This window comes from Pararhodobacter oceanensis, assembly GCF_003076755.1.
Classification (GTDB): Bacteria; Pseudomonadota; Alphaproteobacteria; order Rhodobacterales; family Rhodobacteraceae; genus Pararhodobacter; species Pararhodobacter oceanensis.
On the sequence record NZ_QDKM01000005.1, the window covers coordinates 47,306 to 71,105 of the forward strand.

Annotated in this window: 23 protein-coding genes; 15 read left to right on the forward strand and 8 right to left on the reverse strand. The window is 64.0% G+C overall.

Annotated features, from left to right (window positions below; translation table 11 throughout):
- Positions 1–65 precede the first annotated feature (65 nt).
- The 3 genes from DDE20_RS12100 to DDE20_RS12110 all read left to right on the forward strand — a co-directional run bounded on the left by DDE20_RS12100 (position 66) and on the right by DDE20_RS12110 (position 1,750).
- Positions 66–674, forward strand: coding sequence for a hypothetical protein (locus DDE20_RS12100; RefSeq protein ID WP_116558772.1), 609 nt, complete (start codon positions 66–68; stop codon positions 672–674).
- A 94-nt stretch (positions 675–768) separates the two neighbouring features.
- On the forward strand, positions 769–1,221 hold the full coding sequence (locus DDE20_RS12105) for a YaiI/YqxD family protein (protein ID WP_116558773.1): 453 nt from the start codon (positions 769–771) through the stop codon (positions 1,219–1,221).
- Positions 1,222–1,438: 217 nt separating this feature from the next.
- Positions 1,439–1,750 (forward strand): H-NS histone family protein, encoded by a 312-nt coding sequence (locus tag DDE20_RS12110; protein ID WP_240608034.1) that lies wholly within the window; start codon positions 1,439–1,441, stop codon positions 1,748–1,750.
- Between the two features lie 48 nt (positions 1,751–1,798).
- Here DDE20_RS12110 and map read toward each other — a convergent pair whose 3' ends face one another.
- Positions 1,799–2,608, reverse strand: a complete 810-nt coding sequence (map, locus tag DDE20_RS12115; protein WP_116558775.1) for a type I methionyl aminopeptidase — start codon at positions 2,606–2,608, stop codon at positions 1,799–1,801.
- Positions 2,609–2,647: 39 nt separating this feature from the next.
- Positions 2,648–3,367: a DNA/RNA nuclease SfsA gene (sfsA, locus tag DDE20_RS12120; protein ID WP_116558776.1), complete on the reverse strand. Its 720-nt coding sequence runs from the start codon at positions 3,365–3,367 to the stop codon at positions 2,648–2,650.
- A gap of 82 nt (positions 3,368–3,449) precedes the next feature.
- Between sfsA and DDE20_RS12125 the strand changes: the two genes are divergently transcribed.
- From DDE20_RS12125 to gph, 4 genes are all read left to right on the forward strand, one after another.
- Complete coding sequence (locus DDE20_RS12125; protein WP_116558777.1) at positions 3,450–4,175, forward strand: competence/damage-inducible protein A; 726 nt, start codon at positions 3,450–3,452, stop codon at positions 4,173–4,175.
- On the forward strand, positions 4,172–4,894 hold the full coding sequence (locus DDE20_RS12130) for a GNAT family N-acetyltransferase (RefSeq protein ID WP_116558778.1): 723 nt from the start codon (positions 4,172–4,174) through the stop codon (positions 4,892–4,894). Before DDE20_RS12125 ends, DDE20_RS12130 begins: the two co-directional genes overlap by 4 nt.
- Positions 4,891–5,454: a peroxidase-related enzyme gene (locus tag DDE20_RS12135; protein ID WP_116558779.1), complete on the forward strand. Its 564-nt coding sequence runs from the start codon at positions 4,891–4,893 to the stop codon at positions 5,452–5,454. Before DDE20_RS12130 ends, DDE20_RS12135 begins: the two co-directional genes overlap by 4 nt.
- A gap of 632 nt (positions 5,455–6,086) precedes the next feature.
- Entirely contained in the window at positions 6,087–6,746 is a 660-nt protein-coding gene (gene gph, locus DDE20_RS12140) for a phosphoglycolate phosphatase (RefSeq protein WP_116558780.1), read from the forward strand.
- A gap of 21 nt (positions 6,747–6,767) precedes the next feature.
- On the opposite strand, the gene DDE20_RS12145 is transcribed toward gph, so the two are convergent.
- The gene (locus DDE20_RS12145) at positions 6,768–7,943 is read right to left on the reverse strand and encodes a glycosyltransferase (protein WP_116558781.1); all 1,176 of its coding nucleotides are present in this window, start codon (positions 7,941–7,943) and stop codon (positions 6,768–6,770) included.
- Between the two features lie 215 nt (positions 7,944–8,158).
- On the opposite strand from DDE20_RS12145, the gene DDE20_RS12150 reads away from it, so the two are divergent.
- Entirely contained in the window at positions 8,159–9,895 is a 1,737-nt protein-coding gene (locus DDE20_RS12150) for a hypothetical protein (RefSeq protein WP_133240348.1), read from the forward strand.
- Complete coding sequence (locus DDE20_RS12155; protein WP_116558783.1) at positions 9,892–10,716, forward strand: glycosyltransferase family 2 protein; 825 nt, start codon at positions 9,892–9,894, stop codon at positions 10,714–10,716. Before DDE20_RS12150 ends, DDE20_RS12155 begins: the two co-directional genes overlap by 4 nt.
- On the opposite strand, the gene DDE20_RS12160 is transcribed toward DDE20_RS12155, so the two are convergent.
- Positions 10,689–11,909 carry a glycosyltransferase gene (locus DDE20_RS12160; protein ID WP_116558784.1) on the reverse strand — a complete coding sequence of 407 codons (1,221 nt, stop codon included), beginning with the start codon at positions 11,907–11,909 and terminating at the stop codon, positions 10,689–10,691. The two genes, DDE20_RS12155 and DDE20_RS12160, sit on opposite strands and share 28 nt — an antisense overlap.
- Before the next feature lie 254 nt (positions 11,910–12,163).
- Between DDE20_RS12160 and DDE20_RS12165 the strand changes: the two genes are divergently transcribed.
- The 4 genes from DDE20_RS12165 (at position 12,164) to idi (ending at position 16,415) form a co-directional block, all read left to right on the forward strand.
- Entirely contained in the window at positions 12,164–13,516 is a 1,353-nt protein-coding gene (locus tag DDE20_RS12165) for an oligosaccharide flippase family protein (protein WP_116558785.1), read from the forward strand.
- 123 nt (positions 13,517–13,639) lie between these two features.
- Complete coding sequence (locus DDE20_RS12170; RefSeq protein ID WP_116558786.1) at positions 13,640–14,524, forward strand: P-loop NTPase family protein; 885 nt, start codon at positions 13,640–13,642, stop codon at positions 14,522–14,524.
- Positions 14,525–14,536: 12 nt separating this feature from the next.
- On the forward strand, positions 14,537–15,841 hold the full coding sequence (locus DDE20_RS12175) for a Wzz/FepE/Etk N-terminal domain-containing protein (RefSeq protein WP_116558787.1): 1,305 nt from the start codon (positions 14,537–14,539) through the stop codon (positions 15,839–15,841).
- A gap of 52 nt (positions 15,842–15,893) precedes the next feature.
- The gene (idi, locus tag DDE20_RS12180; RefSeq protein ID WP_116558977.1) at positions 15,894–16,415 is read left to right on the forward strand and encodes an isopentenyl-diphosphate Delta-isomerase; all 522 of its coding nucleotides are present in this window, start codon (positions 15,894–15,896) and stop codon (positions 16,413–16,415) included.
- Positions 16,416–16,556: 141 nt separating this feature from the next.
- Here idi and DDE20_RS12185 read toward each other — a convergent pair whose 3' ends face one another.
- Genes DDE20_RS12185 through DDE20_RS12195 form a run of 3 tightly spaced genes read right to left on the reverse strand, consistent with a single transcriptional unit; the run spans position 16,557 to position 20,163 of the window.
- Complete coding sequence (locus DDE20_RS12185; RefSeq protein ID WP_116558788.1) at positions 16,557–17,375, reverse strand: hypothetical protein; 819 nt, start codon at positions 17,373–17,375, stop codon at positions 16,557–16,559.
- An 8-nt stretch (positions 17,376–17,383) separates the two neighbouring features.
- Positions 17,384–18,991, reverse strand: a complete 1,608-nt coding sequence (locus DDE20_RS12190) for an acyl-CoA synthetase (RefSeq protein WP_116558978.1) — start codon at positions 18,989–18,991, stop codon at positions 17,384–17,386.
- 2 nt (positions 18,992–18,993) lie between these two features.
- Positions 18,994–20,163 (reverse strand): acetyl-CoA acetyltransferase, encoded by a 1,170-nt coding sequence (locus DDE20_RS12195; RefSeq protein WP_116558789.1) that lies wholly within the window; start codon positions 20,161–20,163, stop codon positions 18,994–18,996.
- A gap of 151 nt (positions 20,164–20,314) precedes the next feature.
- On the opposite strand from DDE20_RS12195, the gene DDE20_RS12200 reads away from it, so the two are divergent.
- Entirely contained in the window at positions 20,315–21,280 is a 966-nt protein-coding gene (locus DDE20_RS12200; RefSeq protein ID WP_116558790.1) for a glycosyltransferase family 2 protein, read from the forward strand.
- A gap of 1 nt (position 21,281) precedes the next feature.
- Here DDE20_RS12200 and DDE20_RS12205 read toward each other — a convergent pair whose 3' ends face one another.
- A complete protein-coding gene (locus tag DDE20_RS12205) occupies positions 21,282–22,028 on the reverse strand; it encodes a WecB/TagA/CpsF family glycosyltransferase (protein WP_116558791.1) in 747 nt (248 codons plus the stop codon).
- Between the two features lie 195 nt (positions 22,029–22,223).
- Here DDE20_RS12205 and DDE20_RS12210 point away from each other — a divergent pair, with 195 nt between their 5' ends.
- Positions 22,224–23,738 carry an amidohydrolase family protein gene (locus DDE20_RS12210; protein WP_205961664.1) on the forward strand — a complete coding sequence of 505 codons (1,515 nt, stop codon included), beginning with the start codon at positions 22,224–22,226 and terminating at the stop codon, positions 23,736–23,738.
- Positions 23,739–23,800: the final 62 nt, after the last annotated feature.

Here is a 23,800-nt window from a genome sequence, read left to right on the forward strand (position 1 = left end):
TGCTGCGCCTGCCGCTGTGTCATGCTGGCGGGATATTGCCGCTTTTTACACGACAGGAGCATTTTATGTTACGGATTTTGATCACCATCGCCGCGCTGTGTTTCGCCGGTAGCGCTGCCGCACAGGATTTTCCCGCGGTGCATCATGTCACCGGCGTGGCCAATCACGATGTTTTGAACATTCGCGCCGAACCCTCGGCACGCGCGGATATTGTCGGCAGTTTCGGGCCGCATGAGCGCGGGATCGAGGTGGTCGGCCTGTCGCCGGACCGGCGCTGGGGTCTGGTGCGCAGTGGTGAGGGCGTGGGCTGGAGTTCGATGCGCTATCTGACGCCGCAGCGGACCGGTAGCTGGCAGGATGGCACCCAGCATCTGACCTGTTTCGGCACCGAGCCGTTCTGGAGTTTCAACCTCTTCATGCCCAGCAACCGCGCCGAATTCGAAGACCTTGGCATGGGCGGTTTCGAGGTGCGCTCGAATGCGCCGCACCATAATATCACCCGCCATCCGGCAACCATGGCGCTGCGGTTTAACGGCGCGCGGCAGGGGTTTGCGGTGATCCGGCAGGGGGTCTGTTCGGACGGGATGAGCGACCGGCTATTCGGGTTGGAAACGCAGATCTATTGGCAGGGCGCGCGCGAGGGGTTCTCGGGCTGTTGCACGCTGACGCCGTAATCCGCGCGCGGCTTGCGGCGCGGTATTGGCGCGGCGGGTTCTTGCATTTCAGCGACCGCGCGGCTTAAAGGGGCCAATAAACAAAGGCCCGAGAATGACCGCAATCTATATCGACGCCGACGCCTGTCCGGTGCGCAACGAGGCTTTGAACGTGGCGCTGCGCCATAATGTGGCGCTGGTCATGGTGTCGAATGGCGGCATCAGGCCGGTCGATCACCCGCTGGTGCAAATGGTCTATGTCGATCAGGGCGCCGATGAGGCGGACAAATGGATCGCCGAGAAATGCGGTGCGGCAGATGTGGTGGTGACCAGTGATATTCCGCTGGCTGCGCGCTGCATTGACGCGGGGGCAATTGTGTTAAAACCCGATGGCGCGCAATTGACCGCCAGCTCGATCGGCAATGCTTTGGCGATGCGTGATCTGGCCGCCGATCTGCGCGCCGCCGATCCGTTTCGCGCCGGTTCGGGCAAAGCCTTTAGCAACCGTGATCGCGGAAATTTCGCGCAGGCGCTGGACCGGCTGGTCAGCGCACGACTACGCGGATAAGCGGCAAAGCCCGGTATATTAATCGCGTTTAACGCGAAATTGACGCGGTTATTTTGTTTTACGCGCGAAATATACCAATTGGTCAAAATCGCCGGTGAATTGAAATTCGACTGCATCTGAAATAGATTCCATTAACCCATTTGCGATTAGCAATTGCGTTTTTTGCCAGTGCATGTAAGGAAAGTTTCACAACTGAATACATATCGGAGATATGGAAATGATCGACCTAGAAAGTCTGTCGCTTAAAGAGTTGAAGCAACTCCAGAAACGAGTGGAAACTGCAATTACCGAATTCAAGGATCGCGAAACCCGTCGCGCGCTTGAAGAGGTCGAAGCCTTTGCCCGTGATCGCGGGTTGTCACCCGCCGATCTGCAGGCGCTGATGCGCAAGCGCACGCGGCGTCCGGCAACGCCGAAATACGCCGACCCGAATGACCCCAGTGTCACCTGGTCGGGGCGTGGACGGCGTCCGCATTGGGTGACCGCGGCGCTGGCCGATGGTAAAACCCTCGACGATCTGGCGATTTAACCCGCGACATTCCAAAAGCGACAAAGGCGGCCAATTGGCCGCCTTTGCTCAACCCCAAGTCGGGTGAAACTTACCTGCAGGTGAGAGGGTAAATATCTCACAACCATCGGCTGTTACGCCGATTGAATGCTCGTATTGCGCGCTAAGCGATTTATCACGGGTGACGGCGGTCCAATCATCGGCCAGCACTTTGGTTTCAGGGCGGCCCAGATTAACCATCGGCTCGATGGTAAAGAACATCCCTTCCTCAAGCACCGCCTCGCGCCCCGGACGCCCGTAATGCAAGACATTGGGCGGCGCGTGGAACACCCGCCCCAGCCCGTGGCCGCAGAAATCCCGCACCACCGACATCCGCTGCGCCTCGACAAAGGATTGGATCGCATAGCCGATATCGCCGAATGTATTGCCCGGTTTCACCGCCTCGATGCCCAGCATCAGCGAGTCGTGGGTGACTTGTAGCAGACGCTCGGCTTTGCGCGGCAATTTACCGGCGACATACATCCGCGAGGTATCGCCATACCAACCGTCGACAATCACCGTCACGTCGATATTGAGAATATCACCGTCTTTCAGCGTTTTCGCACCGGGGATACCGTGGCAGACCACATGGTTCACGCTGATACAACTGGCGTGCTGATAGCCGCGGTAGCCGATGGTCGCCGAAGTCGCGCCGTGCTGGGCGACCATTTCGGTGATCAGCCGGTCAATCTCGCCGGTGGTTTGGCCGGGGAAGACATGCTCGATGATGTCATCGAGGATCTGCGCCGCGACCTGACCGGCCTTGAGCATGCCAGCGGAATCTTCGGGATTATGAATGCGTATCCCCTCGCGGGTGACGCGAGTGCTCTTGTCGTACACGGCTGAACCTCGTTGTTTTCCGCACTTAGATAGGCCGGTTTAGCGCGATTTACCAGTCTGCGGCGCGGGATCAATCAAGACCGCGCCCGTGGCATGGATGCCGGTGGTGGAAATCTGGCAGCCCAGCCCGAGCATACGCACGCCAGCGGCGCGGGCGATATCAAAAGCCTGCGCATAGGTCGGGTCGATATCTGCGGCAATGCGGATGCGGTGGACGTCATTGCGGGCCAGCAGATAGAGCATCGCGGCGGGGCGGCCCTGTCGTGCGGCCTCGGTCAGTTCCAGCAGGTGTTTGGTGCCGCGGGCGGTGACACTGTCAGGGAATTCGGCCCAGCCGTCATGCGAGGTGTCACGGGCCAATGTCACGGATTTGACCTCAAGCAGCGTGCCATCGCCAAGCTGGAAATCCACGCGGCTGTTCTGGCCCATTTTCACCTCCGCACGGAACTCGCCAGCGCTGACGCCCGGCACCGCATCGGCGCGCAGAGCCTCGCCAACGACGCGGTTGGCAATCGCGGTATCGACGACAACCAACCCCTCGCCCACCTCGACCAGCTTCCAAGACCAGCGCAGCTTGCGCTTGGGATCATCGTTGCCCTCAAGCCAGCAGGTCAGGCCCGGCGCATTCATCCCCAACATCGAGCCGGGGTTGGCGCAATGGGCGGTGATCACCTCGCCGCTGTCCATTTCCATATCGGCGAGAAAGCGCTTGTAGCGGCGCAGCAATTTGGCGCGGATCAGGGGGCGGGTGAACTCCATATCCGTGCCATAGCAAGCATTGCTGTGATTGGAAACGCCGGCGGCCTGCGCTACTGTCAGGGCAAATCAGCACGAGGGCCTTATGAGCAATCCAACCGCCGCCATGCTTGTCATCGGAGACGAGATCCTGACCGGCCGCACCCGTGACGCGAATATGCATTATCTGGCGGGGGAGTTGACCGGCCGCGGTATCCGCCTGTGCGAGGCGCGGGTGGTGCGCGATGATCACGCGGCGATTGTCGCGGCGATCCGCGAGTTGAGCGGCGCGGTTGATCATCTGTTCACCTCGGGCGGGATCGGGCCGACGCATGACGATATCACCGCCGATGCGGTGGCCGATGCTTTTGGCGCCGCGATTGATGTGCGCGAGGATGCGCGGCAGATACTGGTCGAGCATTACGCGCGCACCGGTCTGGAGTTGAACGACGCGCGGTTGCGGATGGCGCGCATTCCTGAGGGGGCGGCGCTGATCGACAATCCGGTGTCCGCCGCGCCCGGGTTCACCCTGCGCAACGTGCATGTGCTGGCGGGGGTGCCGGCGATCTTTCAGGCGATGGTTTCCAGCGTGTTGCCGACGCTGACCGGCGGTGATCCGCTGCTCAGCCAGATGATTGATGTGAACCGTGGCGAGGGCGAGATTGCCGGACCGCTGAAGGCTTTGGCGGCGCAATTTCCCGAGCTGGAGTTCGGCTCGTATCCCTATCAGCGGCACGGGGCGCATGGCACGCAACTGGTGGTGCGGGGCACCGATGCGGGGCGGCTGGCCTCGGCGATGGTGGCGCTGTCGGATCTGGTCAAAGCGCCGTGAGTGCGGCGCCCGACATCGCCAGTCTCGCGCGGTTGTTTGACGCGCTGGATGCGACATGGCCGCCGGTGACGCAGCAGGCCTGCGGGCCGTTCGAATTGCGCGATGGTGGCGGTGGCGGCGCGCGGGTCAGTGCGACGGTGCTGCGCGGGGCGTTTGATGCCGAGGCGCTGGATGCCGCCGAAGTGCTGACGCCCGCGCGATTGTTCCAACTGCGCGGCGGGCAGGAGACCTTGGATAAGGCGCTGGAGGCACGCGGGTATCGGATCAAGGATCCGACGGTGATCTATGCCGCGCCGGTGGCCGAGATCGCGCAAAAGCCGCGACCGGTGTCTTTGCTGGCCGCCTGGCCGCCCTTGGCGATGCAGCGGCAGGTCTGGGCCGATGGCGATATCGGTGACGCGCGGGTGGCGGTGATGGAGCGCGCCTGTGATCCCAAACAGGGGTTTATCGCGCGCTATCATAACCGCGTGGCGGGGGCGGCGTTTGCGGCGATTCACGACGAGATTGCGATGATGCATGCGCTCTTGGTCGAGACCGGTTTTCGCCAGCAGGGGGTGGCGCGCTATATGGTGCGCGGCATGGCCCATTGGGCGCAGGAGCAGGGCGCGCGGGTCTTTGCGCTGGCCGTCACCGAGGAAAATACCGCTGCGCGCAACCTTTACAGAGCCCTCGGCATGATCGAAGCTGGCCGCTATCATTACCGCGAGAGAGCCACATGACACAGCCCACCGCCCTTGATCTGCCGCGCGTCGATCCGCTGCCCGCGGAGACGCAGAAATATTTTGATACCTGTCAGGACAAGCTCGGCATGGTGCCGAATGTGTTGCAGGCCTATGCTTTTGATATTGATAAGCTAAATGCCTTTACCGGCATGTATAACGATCTGATGCTGGCGCCCTCGGGGCTGAGCAAGCTCGAGCGCGAGATGGTCGCGGTGGTGGTCAGTTCGATCAACCGCTGCTGGTATTGTCAGGTCGCGCATGGGGCGGCGGTGCGGGCACTCTCGGGCGATCCCGCGCTGGGCGAGGCGATGGTGATGAACTGGCGCGCGGCGAAGCTGGATGCGCGGCAATTCGCCATGCTGGGGTTTGCCGAGAAGGTGACCAAGGCGAGCGCCGAGGTGCTGGAGGCGGACCGGCAGGCGCTGCGGGATGTGGGGTTGAGCGATCGGGATATCTTTGATCTGGCCTCGGTAATCGGGTTTTTCAACATGTCGAACAGGGTGGCCTCGGCGACGGGGATGGAGCCGAACCCGGAGTATCACGGGCAGGCGCGGTGAGCTTGTTGCGCTGAAAAGACCCCTTTGATCCTGCAGACTGAGGGTAGCGCCGAACCGAGGGGCAAGCGGAGCGCCGACCCGTGGGGTCGGTTCGGTGCTGCCCGATGGTGCCCATCGGGCGGGACATGGATTGATCGCACGGCGCAAGACAGAACCGAGACCGGCTCAATCGGCTCGCAGTCGGGTGATTGCATCGAAGCTGAGCCCTGTCCGCGCGTTTGCAAACAAAGGGCAGCGCAGCCACGCGGGGCAAAGCGGAGCGCCGCCCCGAGGGGGCGTGGCGGCGCTGCCCGATGGTGCCCATCGGGCGGGACATGGATTGATCGCACACTGCAAATCGAGCTGAGACTAGGAGCCGCCTAATAGGCTCGGAATGCGTGGGTGATCATATATAAGCAGAACCTACCCTCACGCTTACAGAACAAGGGCAGCGCGGACACGCGGGGCAGAGCGGAGCGCCGCCCCGGGGGGGCGTGGCGGCGCTGCCCGGCGGTGCCGCCGGGCGGGAGGGCGCGTAGGGGCGCTGGTCGAGCGGAGCCTATCGGGCGGGACGGGCGAACGACACGCGTCACCTTGCTCTGGCTGCCGCTGGTGAATTGTGATCTACACGCAGCGCATTGACCGAGGTAACCATGCTCATTGTCTTCGACCTTGACGGCACGCTGATCGATTCCGCGCCCGATATCAACGCCGCCGCCAATGCGGTGCTCGCCGAGGAGGGGCTGCCGCCGGTGACCCTGACCCAGACCCATAGCTTTGTCGGCATGGGCGCGGGGGTGTTTGTCGAGCGGCTGGAACTTGCCGCCGCGAAAACCTCGGAGCCCGAACGGCTGGCCCGGATGCGCGCCAGCTTCCTGCAGCATTACGAGACCGCCCATGCGCTGACCCGTATCTACCCCGGCGTGCGCGAGACCCTGACCGCGCTGCAGGACGCGGGCTGGCGGATGGGGATTTGCACCAATAAACCGATCTCGCCGACCCGCGCGGTGCTGGCGCATTTCGGCTGGGCCGAGCGGTTCGAGGTGGTGCTTGGCGGCGACAGCCTGCCGAGCCGCAAACCCGATCCGGCGCCCTTGCGCGCGGTGATCGAACAGATGGGCGGCGGGCCGGCGGTCTATGTCGGTGACAGCGAAGTGGATGCCGAGACCGCGCAGGCGGCGCAGGTGCCTTTTGCTTTGTTTACCGAGGGTTACCGCAAATCACCGGTGCCGGCGATTGCCCATCAGCGCGCCTTTGACAGTTGGGCCGATCTGCCGGCGATTGCCGAGAGCCTGCTGCCAAACCCCGCCTAGAACGAGCGGTTTAGGGCGTGCTCAATCATCCGCATGCACCAAGGCCCGCAGATGGGTCATGCGCTGGGCGAACACCGTCTCGAAACTATGCGCGCGGGCGAAATCCACCGCGTTTTGCGAGGCTTTGACCACCGCGCCGCGATCCTCATGCAGCCGCTCGATGGCGCGCAGCATCGCGCCCGCACCGCCACGCCCGACCAGCCAGCCCGCATTCGAGGCGGCGTGCAAGCGGCTCCACATGGCGTTGCGGGTGCCAAGGATCGGCAGACCGCAGCCCAGCGCCTCGACATAGGAACTTAACGGCGTTGGCAGGCGGCGGGTGGAGAGAAAAATATCTGCACGTTGGCGCATACGCGGGATCAAATTCACATCGAAGGGCTGCGGCGGCAGGAGGCGCATCTGCGCGCCAAGGCCGAGGGCGGAAATCCCGTCTTGCAACCGACCGGCCAGAGGGCCGCTGCCGATGATCTCGAGTTCGAAGGGCAGGCCGCGCTGCGCCATAAGACAGGCGATGGGCAGGTAATCCAAAACCCGCGATTCCGGGGTCAGCGCGCCATACCAGAGAAACCGAAGCGGCGCGCCCGAGAGCACGCGGCGGGTGCGGATCTGATGCTCGGAGCGGCGGGCCAGCATCGGGGTGCGCATGCGGTTATCCAGATAGCGCAGCGGATTGCCATTGAGCCGCTGGTAGGCGCGCGCGGCGGGGTAGCCGTTGCAATGGATGCCGTCCGCCTGCGCCAAAGCGCGCCGCAACCGTCGCTCATGGCGCAGGTTGAACACCGCCGAGCCGATGCGGCGGCGCAGTTTCGCCTGCTGCGCGATGCCCGAGGCCATGCGGCCGCTAAGCGATTGCTCGATGGTATAGACCAGCTTGCCAAAACGCCCGCTCATCGCCTGCGGCAGGTCGAGATGCTTCATATCGTCGGCCGAGCAATAGACCAGAGCCGCCTCGTCGAGCAGCAGGTCGGGCACTGGCGCGCCGTGATCAAGGATGATCAACTCGAACCCGAGTTGCGCCAATGAGTAGCGCATCGGCTCGTCGATCCGATGCGGCCCGCGCCAGAGCACACAGCGCAGCTTACCGGGCCAGAGCAGAGAATGCAGCTTCATCCCCTCGACGAATTTCACGTCCAGCACCACTTCGCCTGCGACCACTTCGGCCAAAGGGGCAGGGGAAAGCATCAACAGCGACGTCATTTTTCAGTCCGCGTAAGGGTGGGCGCCAGAGGCTGCCCCGAGAAACCGGTGAAAGACCAGAAAACAGTGGAAAACCGCCAAAAGTCCATCCAGAATCGTATGATAGCCGGTATTGGCGGGAATGGCGCCTGCTCTCTGTGCAGATTATCGGGGTTTTGACTTGTGCAGCCGCAGGCTTGCGTCATCCTGCGGCGGTGATGCGAAAGGTGGTGGTGATGATCCGATTGATGCTGGCCTGTTGTCTTGCGCTCTGGCCTGCCGTGGCGGCGGCGCAGATTGACGTCGCCCCGCGTGAGGGACGGCGGGCGCTGGCGCTGAACCTTGCGGTGGTCAGCGGCTGGTCCACCGAACTGCCGTTCATTGACGTGATGCGCAATGGCACCCGCTGGGTCGGGCATCTGCCGGATCAATGGGGCGGGCTGGATGAGGACGCGCTGTTTGAGGCGGGGGTGCTGGACGCGGACGGCTGGCCGATGGGCGTGCCGCGGAATGCGCGGCGGCTGTCGACCTCGGTGCTGGTGGATCTGCCTGCGGGGATGACCTCAACCGCGGGGCGCTGGCATGCGACATGGGAGGGCAGCGCCTATCTGGGCTTTACCGGTGCCGCGCGCAATGTGCGGTTTGGCGATAATGCGGCGAGTTTCGATTTCGAACCCGGGCGCGGGGCGGTGATTATCGAGTTCAACCGCGGCTCGCTGCGCAATCTGAGCGTGGTGCATGAGCGCCATCTTGAGGCGTTTGCGGCGGGCGAGATATTCAACCCCGATTTTCTGGCGCGGGTCGGCGATGTCGAGCAGTTCCGCTTTATGGACTGGATGCGCACCAATGGCTCGGAGGTCAGCCAATGGGAGGAGCGCGCGCAGCTGGGTGACTACAGCTATACGCGGCGCGGGGTGCCCCTTGAGGTGCTGATCAGACTGGCCAATGAGACCGGCGCGGAGCCGTGGCTGACGCTGCCGCATCTGGCGGACGATGATTATGTGCGGCAGTTTGCCGAGCTGGTGCGCGAGACATTGGACCCTGAGTTGCGGGCGTGGTTCGAGCTATCTAACGAGATGTGGAACTGGGGGTTCCGGCAGGCGCAATGGGCCGAGGCGCAGGCGCAGGCACGCTGGGGCCGGGATAACGCCTGGGTGCAATTCGCCGCCGTGCGCGCCGCCGAGGTGATGCGGGGGATTGATGCGGTTTACGCCGAGGATCTGACGCGCCGCGTGCGGGTGCTGGGGCTGTTCACCGGCTGGCTGGGGCTGGAGAATGATATGCTAGAGGCGCCCGATTACATGGCCGAGGACGAGAGCCACCGCCCGCCGCATGAGTTTTTCGATGCGCTGGCGGTGACCGCGTATTTCTCGGGCGAGATGCATTCGGATGATAAGCGCGAGATGATCGAGGGCTGGCTGGCGCAAAGCCGCGCTGAGGCGCAGGCGCAGGCTGAGGAACAGGGGCTGACGGGTGCGGCGCGTGAGGCCTATCTTGAGGCGCACCGCTTTGATCTGGCGATTGATCTGGCGGGGCAGGAGTTGCTGGACGGCGGGGTCTCGGGCGATGCGGAGAATTCGGTGCGCGATCTGATCGACCGCACCCTGACCCATCACGCGGCGATTGCGCGGGCCTATGATCTGGCGCTGGTGATGTATGAGGGCGGCACCCATGTGGCAGTGCATCCCGAAGATCACCAGAACGAGGAGTTGGTGGCGTTTTTCACCGCGCTGAATTACGCGCCGCAGATGGGCGATCTCTATGCGGCGCTGATCCGCGGCTGGCGGACGCTGAGCGAGGCGCCCTTCACCGCCTATATGGATATCGGCGAGCCCTCGCGCTGGGGATCATGGGGGCATTTGCGGCATCTGGATGATCAGAACCCGCGCTGGGATGCGTTGATGGCGGCGACTGCGCCAGAGCGGGTGGGGCCTGATGGGGCTGATGACACCATGGAGACCGCCGATCCATGAGCCTGTCGGTGATTATTCCGGCGAGCAATGAAGCCGCCTATATCGACGCCTGTTTGACGGCGCTTCTGGCCAGCAGCGGGCTGGCTGAAATGCAGGTGGTGGTGGTGGCGAACGGCTGCCGCGATGACACGGTGGCACGCGCGCAAGCCCATGCGACGGGGTTTGCGGGCCGGGGCTGGACGCTGCGGGTGCTGGACTTGGACGGCATCGGCAAACCGGCTGCGCTGGATGCGGGCGACCGTGCGGCGGTCTACGCCTCGCGGGTTTATCTGGATGCGGATGTGGTGATCTCGCCCGCGCTCCTGTCGCAACTCGCCGAGGTGCTGGATGTGCCGCAAGCGCGCTATGCCTCGGGCACGCCAAGGGTCACCGCGCGCTCACGGGTGACGCGCGCCTATGCGCGGTTCTGGGTGCGGCTGCCGTTTGTCGCGCAGGGGGTGCCGGGCTTCGGGCTTTATGCGGTGAACGGCGCGGGGCGGGCGCGTTGGGATCTGTTCCCGCGTGTGATCTCGGATGATACCTATGTGCGGATACAGTTCACGCCGGATGAGCGGGTGAAAGTGGCGGCGCCATATGATTGGCCGATGGCCGAGGGCTTGCGCAATCTGGTGCGGGTGCGGCGCAGGCAGGATCAGGGCGTGGCGGAATTGGCCATGTTAGAGCCGGTTTTGATGGCGAATGAGGGCAAGGCCAGCCCGAGCAAGGCGTGGTTAATCGCCCGCCTGCTGCGCGATCCCTTGGCGTTTGTCACCTATGCGGCGGTGACGCTTTTGGTGCGATTGGGCTGGGGTGCTCAGGAGGGCTGGGTGCGCGGGCGCTGAGTGAAGAAACCGGCGAGTTTGGCAGCTTCAGTGTCGATATTATGCCGGATCAGCACCCGCGCGCGACCCGTCGTGCCCATGCGGCGCAGACGGTCGTCGCCGGTGGCGGCAAGCTCGGTCATCGCCTCGACCAGCGCGGCGGTATTGCCCGCGGGCACCAGCCAGCCCGTCTTGCCCGCCTGCATCAACTCAGGCACGCCAGCGATCCAGGTGGCGATCACTGGCCGCGCGGTGACCATCGCCTCCATGATCACCATCGGCAGACCCTCGGCGAACGAGGGCAGCACGAGGGCATGGGCGTTTTCAATCTCGCGGCTGACACCCTCTTCGTCCAGCCAGCCGGTCAGGGTGATATGGGCGCCGAGACCGGCATGGGAGATCGCGCGCTCAAGGGCAGGGCGCAGCTCGCCGTCGCCGACCAGCGTGAGCCGTGCGTTGACCCCGCGTTTGACCAGCTCTTCCATCGCGTCGATCAGCAAAAGCTGGCCCTTTTGCTCGGCGAACCGGCCGATGTTGACGAAACGCACCGGACGGCTCTCGGGCATCGGCTGGGCGGCGGGGTAATGCTCGGGTTCGATGCCGCAATGCACGGTCTTGATTTTCGGCCACATGCGGTAATCGACCAGACGGCAGAGTTGCGAGCGCCCGTAGGAAGAAATCGCCACGACAAATTCGGCGCGGGCGATCTTTTCCGGCAGGGCGATGGCGGCGGGTTTGTCGAATTCTTCGGGGCCGTGGACGGTGAAACTATAGGGGCGGGCGGTCAGATAACCGGCCAGCATCGCCACGGTCGCGGCATTGGTGCCGAAATGGGCGTGGATATGGGGGATGTTTTCCTCGAACATGCGGCGCGCGACATAGGCGGCCTCGAGGTAATATATCAGATGTTTGAACACACCGGCCTCGGAGCGCCAGCCGGTTTTCAGCGCCAGCGCCAGCCCCGAATGCATCCGCAGGGGCGCCTGCAGCCCGACGGTAAACAGCGCCCAGATCATCGCCAGAATGCCCTTGCCCAGCACATATTCGGTGCGCGCGGCCTCGGCCTGATCGGCGGGATCGACCAGCACCCCGTCAAAGGGGCGCATGGCAAAGCGGTGGATCTGAAAACCGCGCCGCTCAAGCGCGCGCATCTCGCGACGGATAAAGCTGTGCGAGGGCGCGGGGTAGGTATTGAGGACGTATCCGGTTTTCACAATTCACCTGTTGGACGGGCCGCCGAGATCAGGGTCTGCGGCTGGGGTCAGGGGGCGAGAGCTATTGGCCAATTCGGGCAAATTCAAGAAACACGGGCGGAAATGCCAAGGCAGATCGCGGCCCATCGCGCAAGGTCACAGATATGCCGCATTTTACGTGCATTTCATCTGCCTGATTTCATCTTTACCTTTGGGGCGTTCCCTTTTCGGCAATTTGACGCGTAAAAGCGAGTAATGTTTTGGCTGATTCCACAATGACCACTCCCGAAATCCCCGGCGGGTTGATGCGCCGCATCATGCGATCCTCGGCGTTTACCATTGTCGGATTCGGCACCCAGCAGGTGATTCGCTTTGGCTCGAATCTGATCCTTGCGCGGCTGCTGTTCCCCGAGGCCTTTGGCACGATGGCGCTGGTCACAGTGCTGCTGGTCGGGCTGACGATGCTGTCGGATCTGGGCATTCAACCGGCGATCCAGAGCAGCAAACACGGCGATGAGCCCGATTTTCTGAACACCGCATGGACGCTGAATATGATCCGCGCGGTGGTGCTGTTTCTCTCGGCCTGCGCGCTGGCCTGGCCGATGGCGTGGTTTTATGGCGAACCCCTGTTGATGCAGCTTATTCCGGTGGCGGCGATTAGCATGTTGCTGCTGGCGCTCTCGCCGACCCGCGCCGAGGTGGCCTCGCGGCATATGGCCTTGGGCCGCGTGACCTTGATGGAGGTGAGCGCGCAGCTGATCAGCGTCACCGCGATGCTGATACTGGCGTGGCTCACCGGCTCGATCTGGGCGCTGATCGCGGGCAATCTGGTCGCTGCAGCGGCGCGGGCATCGCTGGCCTGGATCATGCTTCCGGGGATTTCCAACCGGCTGCATCTGGACCGGGTCTCGGCGCGCGAGTTGATCCGCTATGGGCGGTGGATTTTCTTTAGCACGATGGCCGGTTTCATCGTGTTGCAAAGCGACAAGCTGATCCTTGGCCATTTCCTGACCATGGAGCAATTGGGCCTGTATAACATCGGGTTTTTCCTTGCCGGTTTCCCGCTGATGCTGGGGCAACTTTTGGTGCAGCGGCTGATGATCCCGATCTACCGCGCCAGCCCGCCGAGTGCCTCGGCCGAGAATTTCGCGCGGTTGCGGCGGATCCGGTTTCTACTTTCGGCGATGCTGTTTGCGGGGGTGATCCCGCTGGCTTTGGGCGGGCTGTGGATCGTCGATTTCCTCTATGACGCGCGGTATTATTCCTCGGGCGCGGTGACCACGCTGGTTTCGGTGGCGCTGCTGCCGCAAATGCTGGGGCTGACCTATGATCAGGTGGCGCTGGCCTCGGGCGATTCGCGCGGGTTTTTCCTGCTGAACGCCTGCCGCGCGGTGCTTTTGGTGACGCTGCTGCTCACATTGGTGCCGATGCTGGGCGTGCCCGGTGCGCCGCTGGCAATGGCGGCGACGGCGCTTTTGTCCTATCCTTTGCAACTGCGGTTGGCGCGCAAATACGGTGCGTGGGACGGGCTGCATGACGGGGTGATGGCGCTGGCGGCGCTGGCTTTGATGAGCGTGGTCTGGCTGCTGCACGGCGAGACTTTGGCGCAGATCTTCGCGCAAGTGTGACCCCAAGCGGCCAGATACAGGGCGCAAACTCCGCTATTTTGCCCTATTTGTGACAGGCTTTGCAGCGAGAACAGGCAAAACATATCGTGTAGGCCGCTGGAACTGGCGGTCAGGGGTTAGGCAATGGTGAATACCCGCATTCTTGAACAACGGCTGGGGTGGCGGCGCAATGCCAGCGACCCCGAAGTGGTGCCGAAAAACCGGCCGATTGCGCATGTGCCGATGTTGCAGGGCCGTGTGGATACTTCCGCGCGCGGCGGTGCTCCGGGGCCGCGGCGTCTGGCGGTGGCCGAGGCTTGGGATAATCTGCCGGTATTGGAGGATGCGCCCGATGCTTTGGCCGCGCGTGCCGGTCTGGTGCCGGCGATTGACCGTGGCTCGCTGGCGGGGGCGAGTTTTGACCAGTTGCGCACCCAGTTGACGCGGGCGCTCAAGGCCAATGACTGGCGGCGGGTCGGGATCAGCTCGGCGACGCGCGGGGCGGGGCGGAGCTTCTTCGCCGCAGGTCTGGCGGCCAGTATCGCGCGGCTGGATGCGATGCGGGTGCTGCTGGTTGATGCCGATCTGGAATCGCCGGGGCTGGCGGCGCTGTTTCATGCCGAAGCACCGGGGCCGATCGCCGAGGTGTTGAATGGCAGCCGTGCGCCCGAGACGCAGTTGATGCGCATGGGCAGCGGTCTGGCGCTGGCGCTCAATGACACGCCGGAGGAATACGGCGCCGAACTGCTGCTGGCGCCCGAGGGGATTTTGGCGCTCAGGGCGATGAATGACCTCTTGGCGCCGGATGTGATGATTTTGGACATGCCGCCACTCTTGGATGATCCGCTGGCGCAGGCGCTATTGCCGCAACTGGACGCGGTGCTGCTGGTCGCGGACGGGCAGCGCAACACCGCCCATGAGATCAGCGAATGCGAGCGGATGCTGGACGGGCAGGTGCCGCTGCTGGGGCTGGCGCTGAACAAATCCGAAGACCGCGATCCGCGCCATGCGCCGCGGCGCCGGGCGTAGAGGGGCGCTGTCATGGGACCGATCCAGAACCTGCAGGAACTGACAAGCTGGCTGCGCCGTCGCTGGCGTCTGCTGGCACTGGCGACGCTCTTGGGCGCGGTCGCCGGTCTGGTGATGGCGATGCAGACCGAGCGGGTCTATTCGGCCAGCGCGGTGATTCAGGTGATCAATCCGGTGATCGACGTGACCCCCGAAAGCGGCGCGCGCAACGGCGCGCCCGATATCACCCGGCGGGTGCAGATGATCGAACAGCGGCTGATGTCACGCGAGGCGCTGCTGGATCTGGCGGCGCGGTTGAACCTGTTTGAGGGTCTGCCGATCAGCCCGGTGGAACAGGTCGCCTTGATGCGGCAATCCTTCAGCATCTCGGCGATTGCCGCCGCGCAACAGGGGTTTTCCCGCGATGGCTCGCTGTCGGCGCTGGTCGTGCGCGCCTCGCATGAAGAGGCCGAGACCGCCGCCGCGGTAGCAAATGATCTGGCGGGGGCGCTGCTGCGCGAAAGCATCAGTGACCGGCAAAGCGAGGCCGAACAGGCGTTGCAGTTCTTCCGCGCGGAAGAGGCGCGGCTTGAGGCGCGGATCGCCACGCTGGAGGATCAGATCGCCGAGTTTCGCAGCGAAAACGAGGGGTTCTTGCCCGCCGCAATCACCCAAAGGCGCGAGGAGCGCGGGCGGTTGACCGACACGCTGCTATCCTTGCAACAGCAGATTTCGGCGCGGCGCAATGAGTTGAACGGGCAGGACAGTGGCTCACGCCGCGCGGTGACCCAGCGCCGTGTCGCGCAGCTGACCGAAGAGATCGCGCAGTTGAACCAACAGGCCGAAGTGGTCAACGCGCGGATCAACGAGATCCAAGAGGTGCTGGAAGCGGCACCGGCGATTGAACAGCAGTTGATCGCAATGAATAGGCGGATGGAGCAGTTTCAGGCGCAGCTTACCGGCGCCTCGGAACGGCGTCGCGAGGCAGAGTTGAGCGCGCGGATCGAGGTGGACCAGCAAAGCGAGCGGTTCGAACTGCTGGAGGCGGCTTTGGTGCCGGAATATCCGATCTCGCGCAGCCGCAAGAAGGTGGCGCTGATGGGGCTGGCGGGGGGCGTGATGCTGGGCGTGTTTTTGGCCTATCTGCTGGAATTCCTGCATCCGGTGATGCGCACCGCCGCGCGGGTCGAGCGCGAGCTGCAATTGCGGCCGGTGATCAGCATTCCCTATACGATGCCCGGCCATGAGCGCCGCCGCCGCCAGATGATCTGGGGGTTCGGCACGGTGCTGCTGGTCGCCGGTGGTCTGGCCACCGCTTGGGCGTTGGGGCTGTTCTGACCCTTCCGTTTTGCGCCTATTTGCGCCATAGAGCGGGAAAAGGGCGATGATCATGCAGCAAGATATTCCCGCTTGGGTCGAGGGCGAATTGGCGCCCATGGACAAACTGCGCGTGCATCAATTGGGGCTGCGCCATCCGGCGGTCTCGGTGTTTGTGGTCGCGGGCGGGCGGCTGTTGATCCAGCGCCGCGCTTTGGGCAAATACCACACGCCGGGGCTCTGGGCGAACTCCTGCTGCACGCATCCCCTGTGGGGCGAGACGCCTCTGGATTGCGCCCAGCGGCGGCTGGCTGAAGAATTGGGCATCCACGGGTTGAGCCTGACGCATCGCGGGCAGGTGGAATACCGCGCCGATGTCGGCGGCGGGCTGATCGAACATGAGCTGGTGGATCTTTATCTGGCCGACCTTGCCGCGCCGCCGGAGATCACCCTGAACCCCGCCGAGGTGATGGACACCGCATGGATCGACCCCGCGACGCTGCGTATTGCGCTGGCCGAGCGTGGCGAGGAATTCACCCCATGGCTGCGGATCTACCTGCGCGATCATGCCGAGCAGGTGTTGCCCGGGTTTTGATCCTTTGGCGTGTTGATGCGCCGGGATTTTGAGAATTTTTGGCAAGATGAAGCCGGGGGTTTCGCTTGATGCGCGATGATGGAGGGGGCGCTGCCCCCGCGGCTGCGCCGCCCCCCGGGATATTTTTGGACAGATGAGGGGTCAGGGCGCGACGAGCAGCAGTTCGGCGGTGATGCAGATCGGGTTTTGGCCCGGCGTCAGGCGGCCCTTGTGGGTGCTGCCTTTGAGGGTGACGATTTCGGCGTCGATTTGCGCGCTGCCATCCGAGAGCGTGCCGCTGGTGAGCAGGATTTCGGTGGCGTAGCTGTCGATGGGCGGCTGGCCGGTGAGGCGCGGGTGGATCAGCGAGCCGAGACCGTAAACGCGGGCCTCGGTGAGACCGGCGCATTCGGCAGCGCTGGCGAGGGCCGCGCAGAGGTCCTGATTAGGGCGCAGGGTGACGAGCGCGGCGTTTTCGGCAGGGTGAGAGACGGTTTTCACCGGCTGGAACAGGGGGAAATGCGTCTCTGTGTCGGGCGTGACCTCAAGACGCGCGCCTTTGAGACCCCAGCCGCGGGCGCGGATTGGATGGGCGAGGTGGCTCTCATTGGGCAGGATATGGCCGAAGCTTGGGCCGCTCCAATCCGGGGCGGTGAAGCTGCCGTGGCCGTGGAGCCAAGGCGCGCCGTCTTTGCACCCGACGTGCAAGCCGAGGTGGCGGATTTTCCCCGCGCCCATCTGGTGCGGGCCGGCATACCACGCGGCATGAGCGCCTGTAGGGTCTTCGCCGGGGATCAGGAAATCGAGATTGGCCAGCGGCGCATCCTCGATCACCAGCCAGCCGCCGTCGAACTGCGCGAGGGCGGCGGCGACGGATGCTGCCAGCGTATCGGCGAGGGGTAATGTCACCTCGATGGGCATGGCCTGACAGCGGGCGATTGCCCAGCGCTCGGCGGCGGCGGGGCCGGGGTGGGTGAGCATCGGCAGGCTCATGCAGGCGGGAGTTGATCGCGGGCGATCAGGCGGTCGCGGATCAGGTTTTTGGTGATTTTGCCGTAGCCGGATTTCGGCAGATCCTCCCAGAACACCACATGCTGCGGCAGTTTATAGCGCGCCATCCTCGGGCCGAGCCACTCGAGCAACTCGGCCTCGGTCAGGGGCGCTGAACAGGTGCAAACCGCCATGCCGACCTCGCCCCATTTGCGGTTTTCGACGCCGAGGACAGCGACCTCGGAGACCGCGGGATGGAGGAGGATTTTTTCCTCAATCTCGCGCGGGTAGATGTTCGAGCCGCCGGAAATATACATATCCGAGGCGCGGCCGGTGAGATAGACGAAGCCCTCATCGTCCATATGGCCGAGGTCGCCGGTCAGGAACCAGCCGTCGCGAAAGCCGCTGGCATTGGCGGCGTCATTGTTGAAATAGCCGGCGAAAACCGCGGGGCCGGTGACGCAGATTTCGCCGGTTTCCAAGGGCGCGCATTCGCCGCCATCGGGGTGCTGGATCTGCACCTGCATGCCGGTGCGGGCAAAGCCGCAGGTGCCGATCCGCATGTCGTCGCCAGAGGAATGATGGGCGGGGGGCAGCACGGTGATATTGCCGGTGACCTCGCCCAGCCCGAAATATTGCACCAGTTTCGGCCCGAGTTTTTCCAGCGCGGTGATCTGGTCGGCGCGGTACATCGGCGCTCCCGCGTAGATCACATAGCGCAGGCTGGAATGGTCGTGCGCATCAACCGCGGGGTGCTCGGTGAGGAGTTTCACAATCGTCGGCACGGTGAACATATTGGTCACGCGGTGGCGCTCAACGAGGGACCAGATCTCGGCGGGATCAAAGGTTTTGCCGGCGGGGAGGATCGTGGGCACGGCATGGGCGACCTGCGCAAGCTGGTGGATACCGGCGCCGTGGCTGAGCGGGGCGACGACCAAAGAGGCGTCGGCGCTGCCCCAATCGGCGCCGCTGGCGGGCATGAGATCGCACAGATGGTTTGTGATCACAAAGCCCATCTGCCCGTGGGTCAACACCGCGGCCTTGGGGCGACCGGTGGTGCCGGAGGTGAAGAAAAACCAGCAGGGATCATCGCGCAGCACATCCACTGCGGGGCGTGATTGGCCGATATGGGGGGCGATGAGGGCGTCGTAATCGGGGGCGAAATCCGCGTCGTAATCGGGGGCGCCGATGGCGATGGTGAAGTCGAGATGGGGGGCGCAGGCTTTGGCGTGGGCGGCGAATTCGGCGCCAACCAGCAACCCGCGCGCCTGTGAGGATTGCGCGAGATAGGCGACATCCTCGGGCGTCTGGCGGAAATTGGCCGGCACCCAGATGCAACCGGCGCGCCAGCAGCCGAACATCGCCTCGAACATCTGGTTGTTATTGGCGGATTGGACGAGGATACGGTCGCCCTTTTGCACCTTGTAGCGGGTGATCAGGAGTTCGGCGAAAGCGGCGGCGCGGGCCTCGATCTGCGCCCAAGTCCAGACCGATTCGCCCCAGATAAAGCCCTCGGCATCGGGGTGGCGCCGCGCGACCTCGGTCAGGAGATGCGACAGGTTCATCACGCGGGTGGAGACCGGCACAATGCCCTGCGAGAGGTCGATCCTCACTTCACGCGCTCCAGAATCGAGCAGTAATTCGCCACCGCCGCGCCGCCCATGTTGAACACGCCGCCCAGTCGTGCGCCGCTGATCTGCATGTCGCCCGCCTCACCGGCGAGCTGCATCGCGGCCATCACGTGTTGCGAGACGCCGGTGGCGCCGATCGGGTGGCCCTTGGATTTCAAGCCGCCCGAGGGGTTCACCGGCAATCTGCCATCTTTGGTGGTGACGCCGTCGCGGATCACGCGGTGGCCTTGGCCGCGCTCGGCCAGACCCATGGCCTCATATTCGATCATTTCGGCGACGGTGAAACAATCGTGGGTTTCGACAAAGCTGAGATCGTCGATGGCGAGACCGGCGCCGTCCAAGGCACCGGCCCAGGCTTTGCGCGCGCCGGTGAAATCGAGGATATCGCGGCGCGAGAGGGGCAGGAAATCATTCGCCTGAACGCGCGCACGGAAGGCAATCGCGCGGTTGAGCGTGGCGGCGGTTTCCGCGTCGGCGAGGACCAGAATCGCCGCCCCGTCCGAGACCAGCGAGCAATCGGTGCGCCGCAGCGGCCCCGCAACATGGGGGTTTTTGTCCGACGGCGTGTTGCAAAACTCGAAGCCGAAATCCTTGCGCATATGGGCATAAGGGTTGGCCATGCCATTGGCATGGTTCTTGGCGGCGATCATTGCCAGCGCGTCGGATTGATCGCCGTATTTCTGGAAATAGCTGCCCGCGATCTTGCCAAACAGTCCGGCGAAACCGGCGGGGACATCGGCTTCTTCGGCGACATAGGAGGCGCCGAGGAGGATGTCGCCGACCTCTGCGGTGGGTGTGGCGCTCATTTTCTCGGCGCCGACCACCAAGGCGATGCGCCCGCGACCTGATTCGATGAAATCCATCGCGCCATAGAGTGCGGCGGAACCGGTGGCGCAGGCGTTTTCATAGCGGATCGCGGGGGTGTGGCGCAGGCGCTCATCGGCCAGCGCGACCAAGGCCGCCTGAAAATCCTGCCGCGAGAAGCCGTTGTTGAAAACACCGACAAAAATGCCGTCGACATCCTCGGCACCGATGCCTGCGTGTTCAAGCGCGGGGGCGAGCACCTCGGCGATCAGATGTTCGGTGTCGGGCTGGTCGGATTTGCCGAATTTGGAGTGGCTCCAACCGACGATCTGGGCGTTTGTCATGGCGAAATCCTTTGTGTTTTGCGCGAGAATGCAACACATTTATCTGCTAATAACCAGAGGATGCGCGCATTTTCCTTGCGCGCCGGACCAGAGCCGCGCCTGCCGTGGCTGCCAGAATGTGCCGGATACGCCGGATCAAAGAGTTCACCGAATGCCGAAATCCGCGCAGACATTGACGATTGACGCCGTGGCCATCGGCCGCAACGAGGGCGCGCGGTTGCAGGCCTGTCTGGCCTCGCTGACGGGCGAGGTGCGGCGGGTGGTCTATGTCGATAGCGGCTCGAGTGATGGCAGTGTCGAGGCGGCGCTTGCGATGGGCGCGCAGGTGGTGGCGCTGGATATGAGCCTGCCGTTTACTGCCGCGCGGGCGCGCAATGCGGGGCTGGCGGCGCTGGCGGATGACCCGCCGGATTTCGTGCAATTCATCGACGGTGATTGCGCGCTGCGCGAGGGCTGGATCGCGCGCGGGCGGCAGTTTTTGCATGACAATCTGGGCGCGGCGGTGGTTTGCGGGCGGCGGCGTGAGCGGTTCCCCGAGGCGAGCCTCTATAACGCGATGATCGATGCGGAATGGGACACGCCGGTGGGCAAGGCGACGGCTTGCGGCGGCGATGCCCTGATGCGCTATCAGGCGGTGAGTTCGGTGAAAGGGTTCCGCGAGGATCTGATTGCGGGGGAGGAGCCGGAATTGTGTCTGCGGCTGCGCTCGCATGGGTGGAGCATCTGGCGGATTGATGCGGAAATGACATGGCATGACGCCGAAATGATGCGGTTTGGCCAATGGTGGCGACGGGCCGAGCGGGCGGGGCATGCCTTTGCCGAGGGGGCGGCGCGGTTTTCGACGACGCGTAGCCCGCATTGGACGCGCGAGGTGCGGCGGATCTGGATCTGGGGGCTGGCGCTGCCGCTGATTGCGCTGGTCGGGTCGCTGCTGCATCCGGCGGCGCTGCTGCTGTTGCTGGCCTATCCGCTGCAGGTGCTACGCCTGCAGGGGGCGATGGGCTGGCGCGGGGCGTTTTTCAACACGCTGGGGAAATTCCCCGAGGCGATGGGCGCGCTGCGGTTTTATGCGCGGCGGATCGGACGCGGTGAGGCGCGGTTGATCGAATATAAGTGAGTTAACGTTGCTGCATAGCGCGCAGGGCCTCCGACGGCAGAATTAACGCGCATTCGGCATAGCGTTTGGCCAGACGGCGGGGATTGCTGAGCATGCGCCAGAGCCACTCCATCGCGATGCGGCGCACCCATTTTGGCGCACGTTTCTGGCGACCGGCGAGGAAATCAAGGCTGGCACCGATCGAGGCGAAGCCGATCTGCGGGGTGAGGTCGCGGCCCAGCGCGGCGAAGGCTTCTTGCTTGGGGGCGCCGAGCGCGATGAACACCAGCCGCGCGCCGGACGCCTCGATCTCATGCAAGATAGCGCGGGCCGCATCGCCGCCGGGGTCAAAGCCCATCGGCGGGGCGATGGTGGCGGCGACCTCTAGGCCCGGGATGCGGGATTTGAGTGCTGCGGCGGCGGCTTTGAGCGCGGGATCGGTGGAGCCCATCAGCGCCACGGGCACATTGTTGGCAGCGGCGAGTTCAGCCAGAGGCAGCACCAGATCGGAGCCGGGGACCAGAGACACGGGTTTGCGCGCGAGTCTGGAAAGCCAGACCACCGGATTGCCATCGGCGCAGACCAGATCCTGCGCGGCGTAGGCACGGCGAAACCCTGCATCGCGACGCAGTTTCACCAGATGATCGAGGTTGATCGTGGCCAGCGCATAGCCCGTGCGCGCCCGCATCCGCCTGCCGACCTCGGCCAGCAGCGTCGCGCGATCCGGCATATTCACGGTGATCTGATCCGGTGGAAATGAAAACTTCATCAAATTCTCTTACTCTGAACGCATTTGACGCCAAGAATAGCCCCCAGTGTCAGGGCAGACTTTGCCGGTGAACTTTGTTATAACTTGGGCCATGGTCAATCAAAACTCCGGCAGAGGGGGCGTTGATCTGCGAGGTAGAGGGCAAAACGGCATGGAAATCCAGCTTGGGCCGGTGCCGCGGATCGGGGCGCGCGTATGATCCAGATCGGCAATTCATTTGCCCTGCTGGCGCTGCTCGGCTGGCCGCTGGTGGCGGTGATGCTGTTCAAGCGCCTGCCGCTGGAACGGGCGTTGATCTGGTCGATCCTTGCCGCCTATATGTTCCTGCCGCAGGTCAGCGAGATCAATCTGCCGGCGATCCCTGCCTTTGATAAGGTGACGATCCCCAATCTGATGGCTTTTGCGCTGTGTCTCGGGATCTGGGGCAAGCGGCCCGATATTGTCCCGCAAAGCATCGCCGGACGTATCCTGTTGGTGATGTTCATTGTCAGCCCTGCGATCACCGTTTTGACCAACCTCGAGCCGGTGGAATTTGGCGTTGACCAGTTCGGCTCGCTGCGGCTGGTTGATCCGAATGCGCTGGAGCGTTGGGGGCTGCCGGGGCTGCGGGTTTACGATTCGCTGTCGGCGCTGGCGCAGCAGGTGTTCCTGATGCTGCCGTTCTTTCTGGCGCGGGCGGTGCTGCGCTCTGAGGCGGCGATCCGCGAGATCCTACTGGCGCTGGTCATCGCGGGGGCGATCTATGCGCTGCCGATGCTCTGGGAAGTGCGGTTTAGCCCGCAGCTACACACGCAGGTTTACGGGTTCTTCCAGCACTCTTTTGCGCAGGCGATGCGGGACGGCGGGTTCCGGCCCTTCGTGTTCATGCCACATGGGCTTTGGGTGGCGTTTTTTGCCTTTATGTGCGCCATGGCCGCCGCCGCTTGGGTCCGCGACTCCAAGGTCCGTGACCGCGGCAAACGGCTGATGATACTGGGCCTGATGGCGCTCTTGGTGGTGATCTGCAAATCCTTGGGCGCGCTGGTGTTCACGCTGGCTTTCGTGCCGATGGTGCTGCTGTTCAAACCGCGGGTGAATGTCACCATCGCGGCGGGTCTGGCGGTGCTGGTGCTGGCCTATCCGCTGCTGCGCGGCTCGGGCGTTGTGCCGACCCAGCAGATGGTCGCCAGCCTCGCGCCGCATAACGCCGAGCGCGCGCAATCCTTGGAATACCGCTTTGACAACGAGGATGACATTCTGGCCCATGTCGAGGCGAAACCGCTGTTCGGCTGGGGCGGTTGGGGGCGGTTCATGGTCTATGATCCGCGCACCGGCGAGTCGCAAACCGTGGTTGACGGGCAATGGATCATCACCATCGGGCATTACGGCTGGCTGGGGTTTATCGCGCTGTTTGGCCTGCTGGCGATGCCACTGCTCGGGCTCTGGTGGCAGGCGCGCAAACCGCAGGCGCCGCCGATCCCCGTGGCGGTCAGCACATTGGCGCTGATCCTTGCGGTGAATATGGTCGATCTGCTGCCCAATGCGACGCTGATCCCGTTCACATGGCTGATGGCGGGGGCGCTGTTGGGCTATGTCGAGGACCTGCGCCACGCCAATAAAGCCGCCCGCGCCGCCAATCTGCGTAAGGCCCATGCCGGTGTGGTGCTGGGGGTGCCGACCTTGGTGCCGCCGGAACCGGAGGCGCCAAAGGCGAGGCGCTCGGTGTTGTGATCACAGACTTGCCGCCAGTGCCACCTTTCGGCCCGATTTGCGGGCAATTCTCGCCGTATAAA

Excerpts from the sequence above, each read along its gene's own strand:
- idi (WP_116558977.1), top strand. The coding sequence starts at position 15,894 with ATGCAGCAAGATATTCCCGCTTGGGTCGAGGGCGAATTGGCGCCCATG.
- DDE20_RS12100 (WP_116558772.1), top strand. The coding sequence starts at position 66 with ATGTTACGGATTTTGATCACCATCGCCGCGCTGTGTTTCGCCGGTAGC.
- DDE20_RS12105 (WP_116558773.1), top strand. The coding sequence starts at position 769 with ATGACCGCAATCTATATCGACGCCGACGCCTGTCCGGTGCGCAACGAG.
- DDE20_RS12165 (WP_116558785.1), top strand. The coding sequence starts at position 12,164 with ATGACCACTCCCGAAATCCCCGGCGGGTTGATGCGCCGCATCATGCGA.
- DDE20_RS12145 (WP_116558781.1), bottom strand. The coding sequence starts at position 7,943 with ATGACGTCGCTGTTGATGCTTTCCCCTGCCCCTTTGGCCGAAGTGGTC.
- DDE20_RS12195 (WP_116558789.1), bottom strand. The coding sequence starts at position 20,163 with ATGACAAACGCCCAGATCGTCGGTTGGAGCCACTCCAAATTCGGCAAA.
- DDE20_RS12155 (WP_116558783.1), top strand. The coding sequence starts at position 9,892 with ATGAGCCTGTCGGTGATTATTCCGGCGAGCAATGAAGCCGCCTATATC.
- sfsA (WP_116558776.1), bottom strand. The coding sequence starts at position 3,367 with ATGGAGTTCACCCGCCCCCTGATCCGCGCCAAATTGCTGCGCCGCTAC.
- DDE20_RS12150 (WP_133240348.1), top strand. The coding sequence starts at position 8,159 with ATGATCCGATTGATGCTGGCCTGTTGTCTTGCGCTCTGGCCTGCCGTG.
- DDE20_RS12185 (WP_116558788.1), bottom strand. The coding sequence starts at position 17,375 with ATGCTCACCCACCCCGGCCCCGCCGCCGCCGAGCGCTGGGCAATCGCC.
- DDE20_RS12175 (WP_116558787.1), top strand. The coding sequence starts at position 14,537 with ATGGGACCGATCCAGAACCTGCAGGAACTGACAAGCTGGCTGCGCCGT.
- DDE20_RS12170 (WP_116558786.1), top strand. The coding sequence starts at position 13,640 with ATGGTGAATACCCGCATTCTTGAACAACGGCTGGGGTGGCGGCGCAAT.
- DDE20_RS12205 (WP_116558791.1), bottom strand. The coding sequence starts at position 22,028 with ATGAAGTTTTCATTTCCACCGGATCAGATCACCGTGAATATGCCGGAT.
- DDE20_RS12200 (WP_116558790.1), top strand. The coding sequence starts at position 20,315 with ATGCCGAAATCCGCGCAGACATTGACGATTGACGCCGTGGCCATCGGC.
- DDE20_RS12135 (WP_116558779.1), top strand. The coding sequence starts at position 4,891 with ATGACACAGCCCACCGCCCTTGATCTGCCGCGCGTCGATCCGCTGCCC.
- gph (WP_116558780.1), top strand. The coding sequence starts at position 6,087 with ATGCTCATTGTCTTCGACCTTGACGGCACGCTGATCGATTCCGCGCCC.
- DDE20_RS12110 (WP_240608034.1), top strand. The coding sequence starts at position 1,439 with ATGATCGACCTAGAAAGTCTGTCGCTTAAAGAGTTGAAGCAACTCCAG.
- DDE20_RS12210 (WP_205961664.1), top strand. The coding sequence starts at position 22,224 with ATGATCCAGATCGGCAATTCATTTGCCCTGCTGGCGCTGCTCGGCTGG.
- DDE20_RS12125 (WP_116558777.1), top strand. The coding sequence starts at position 3,450 with ATGAGCAATCCAACCGCCGCCATGCTTGTCATCGGAGACGAGATCCTG.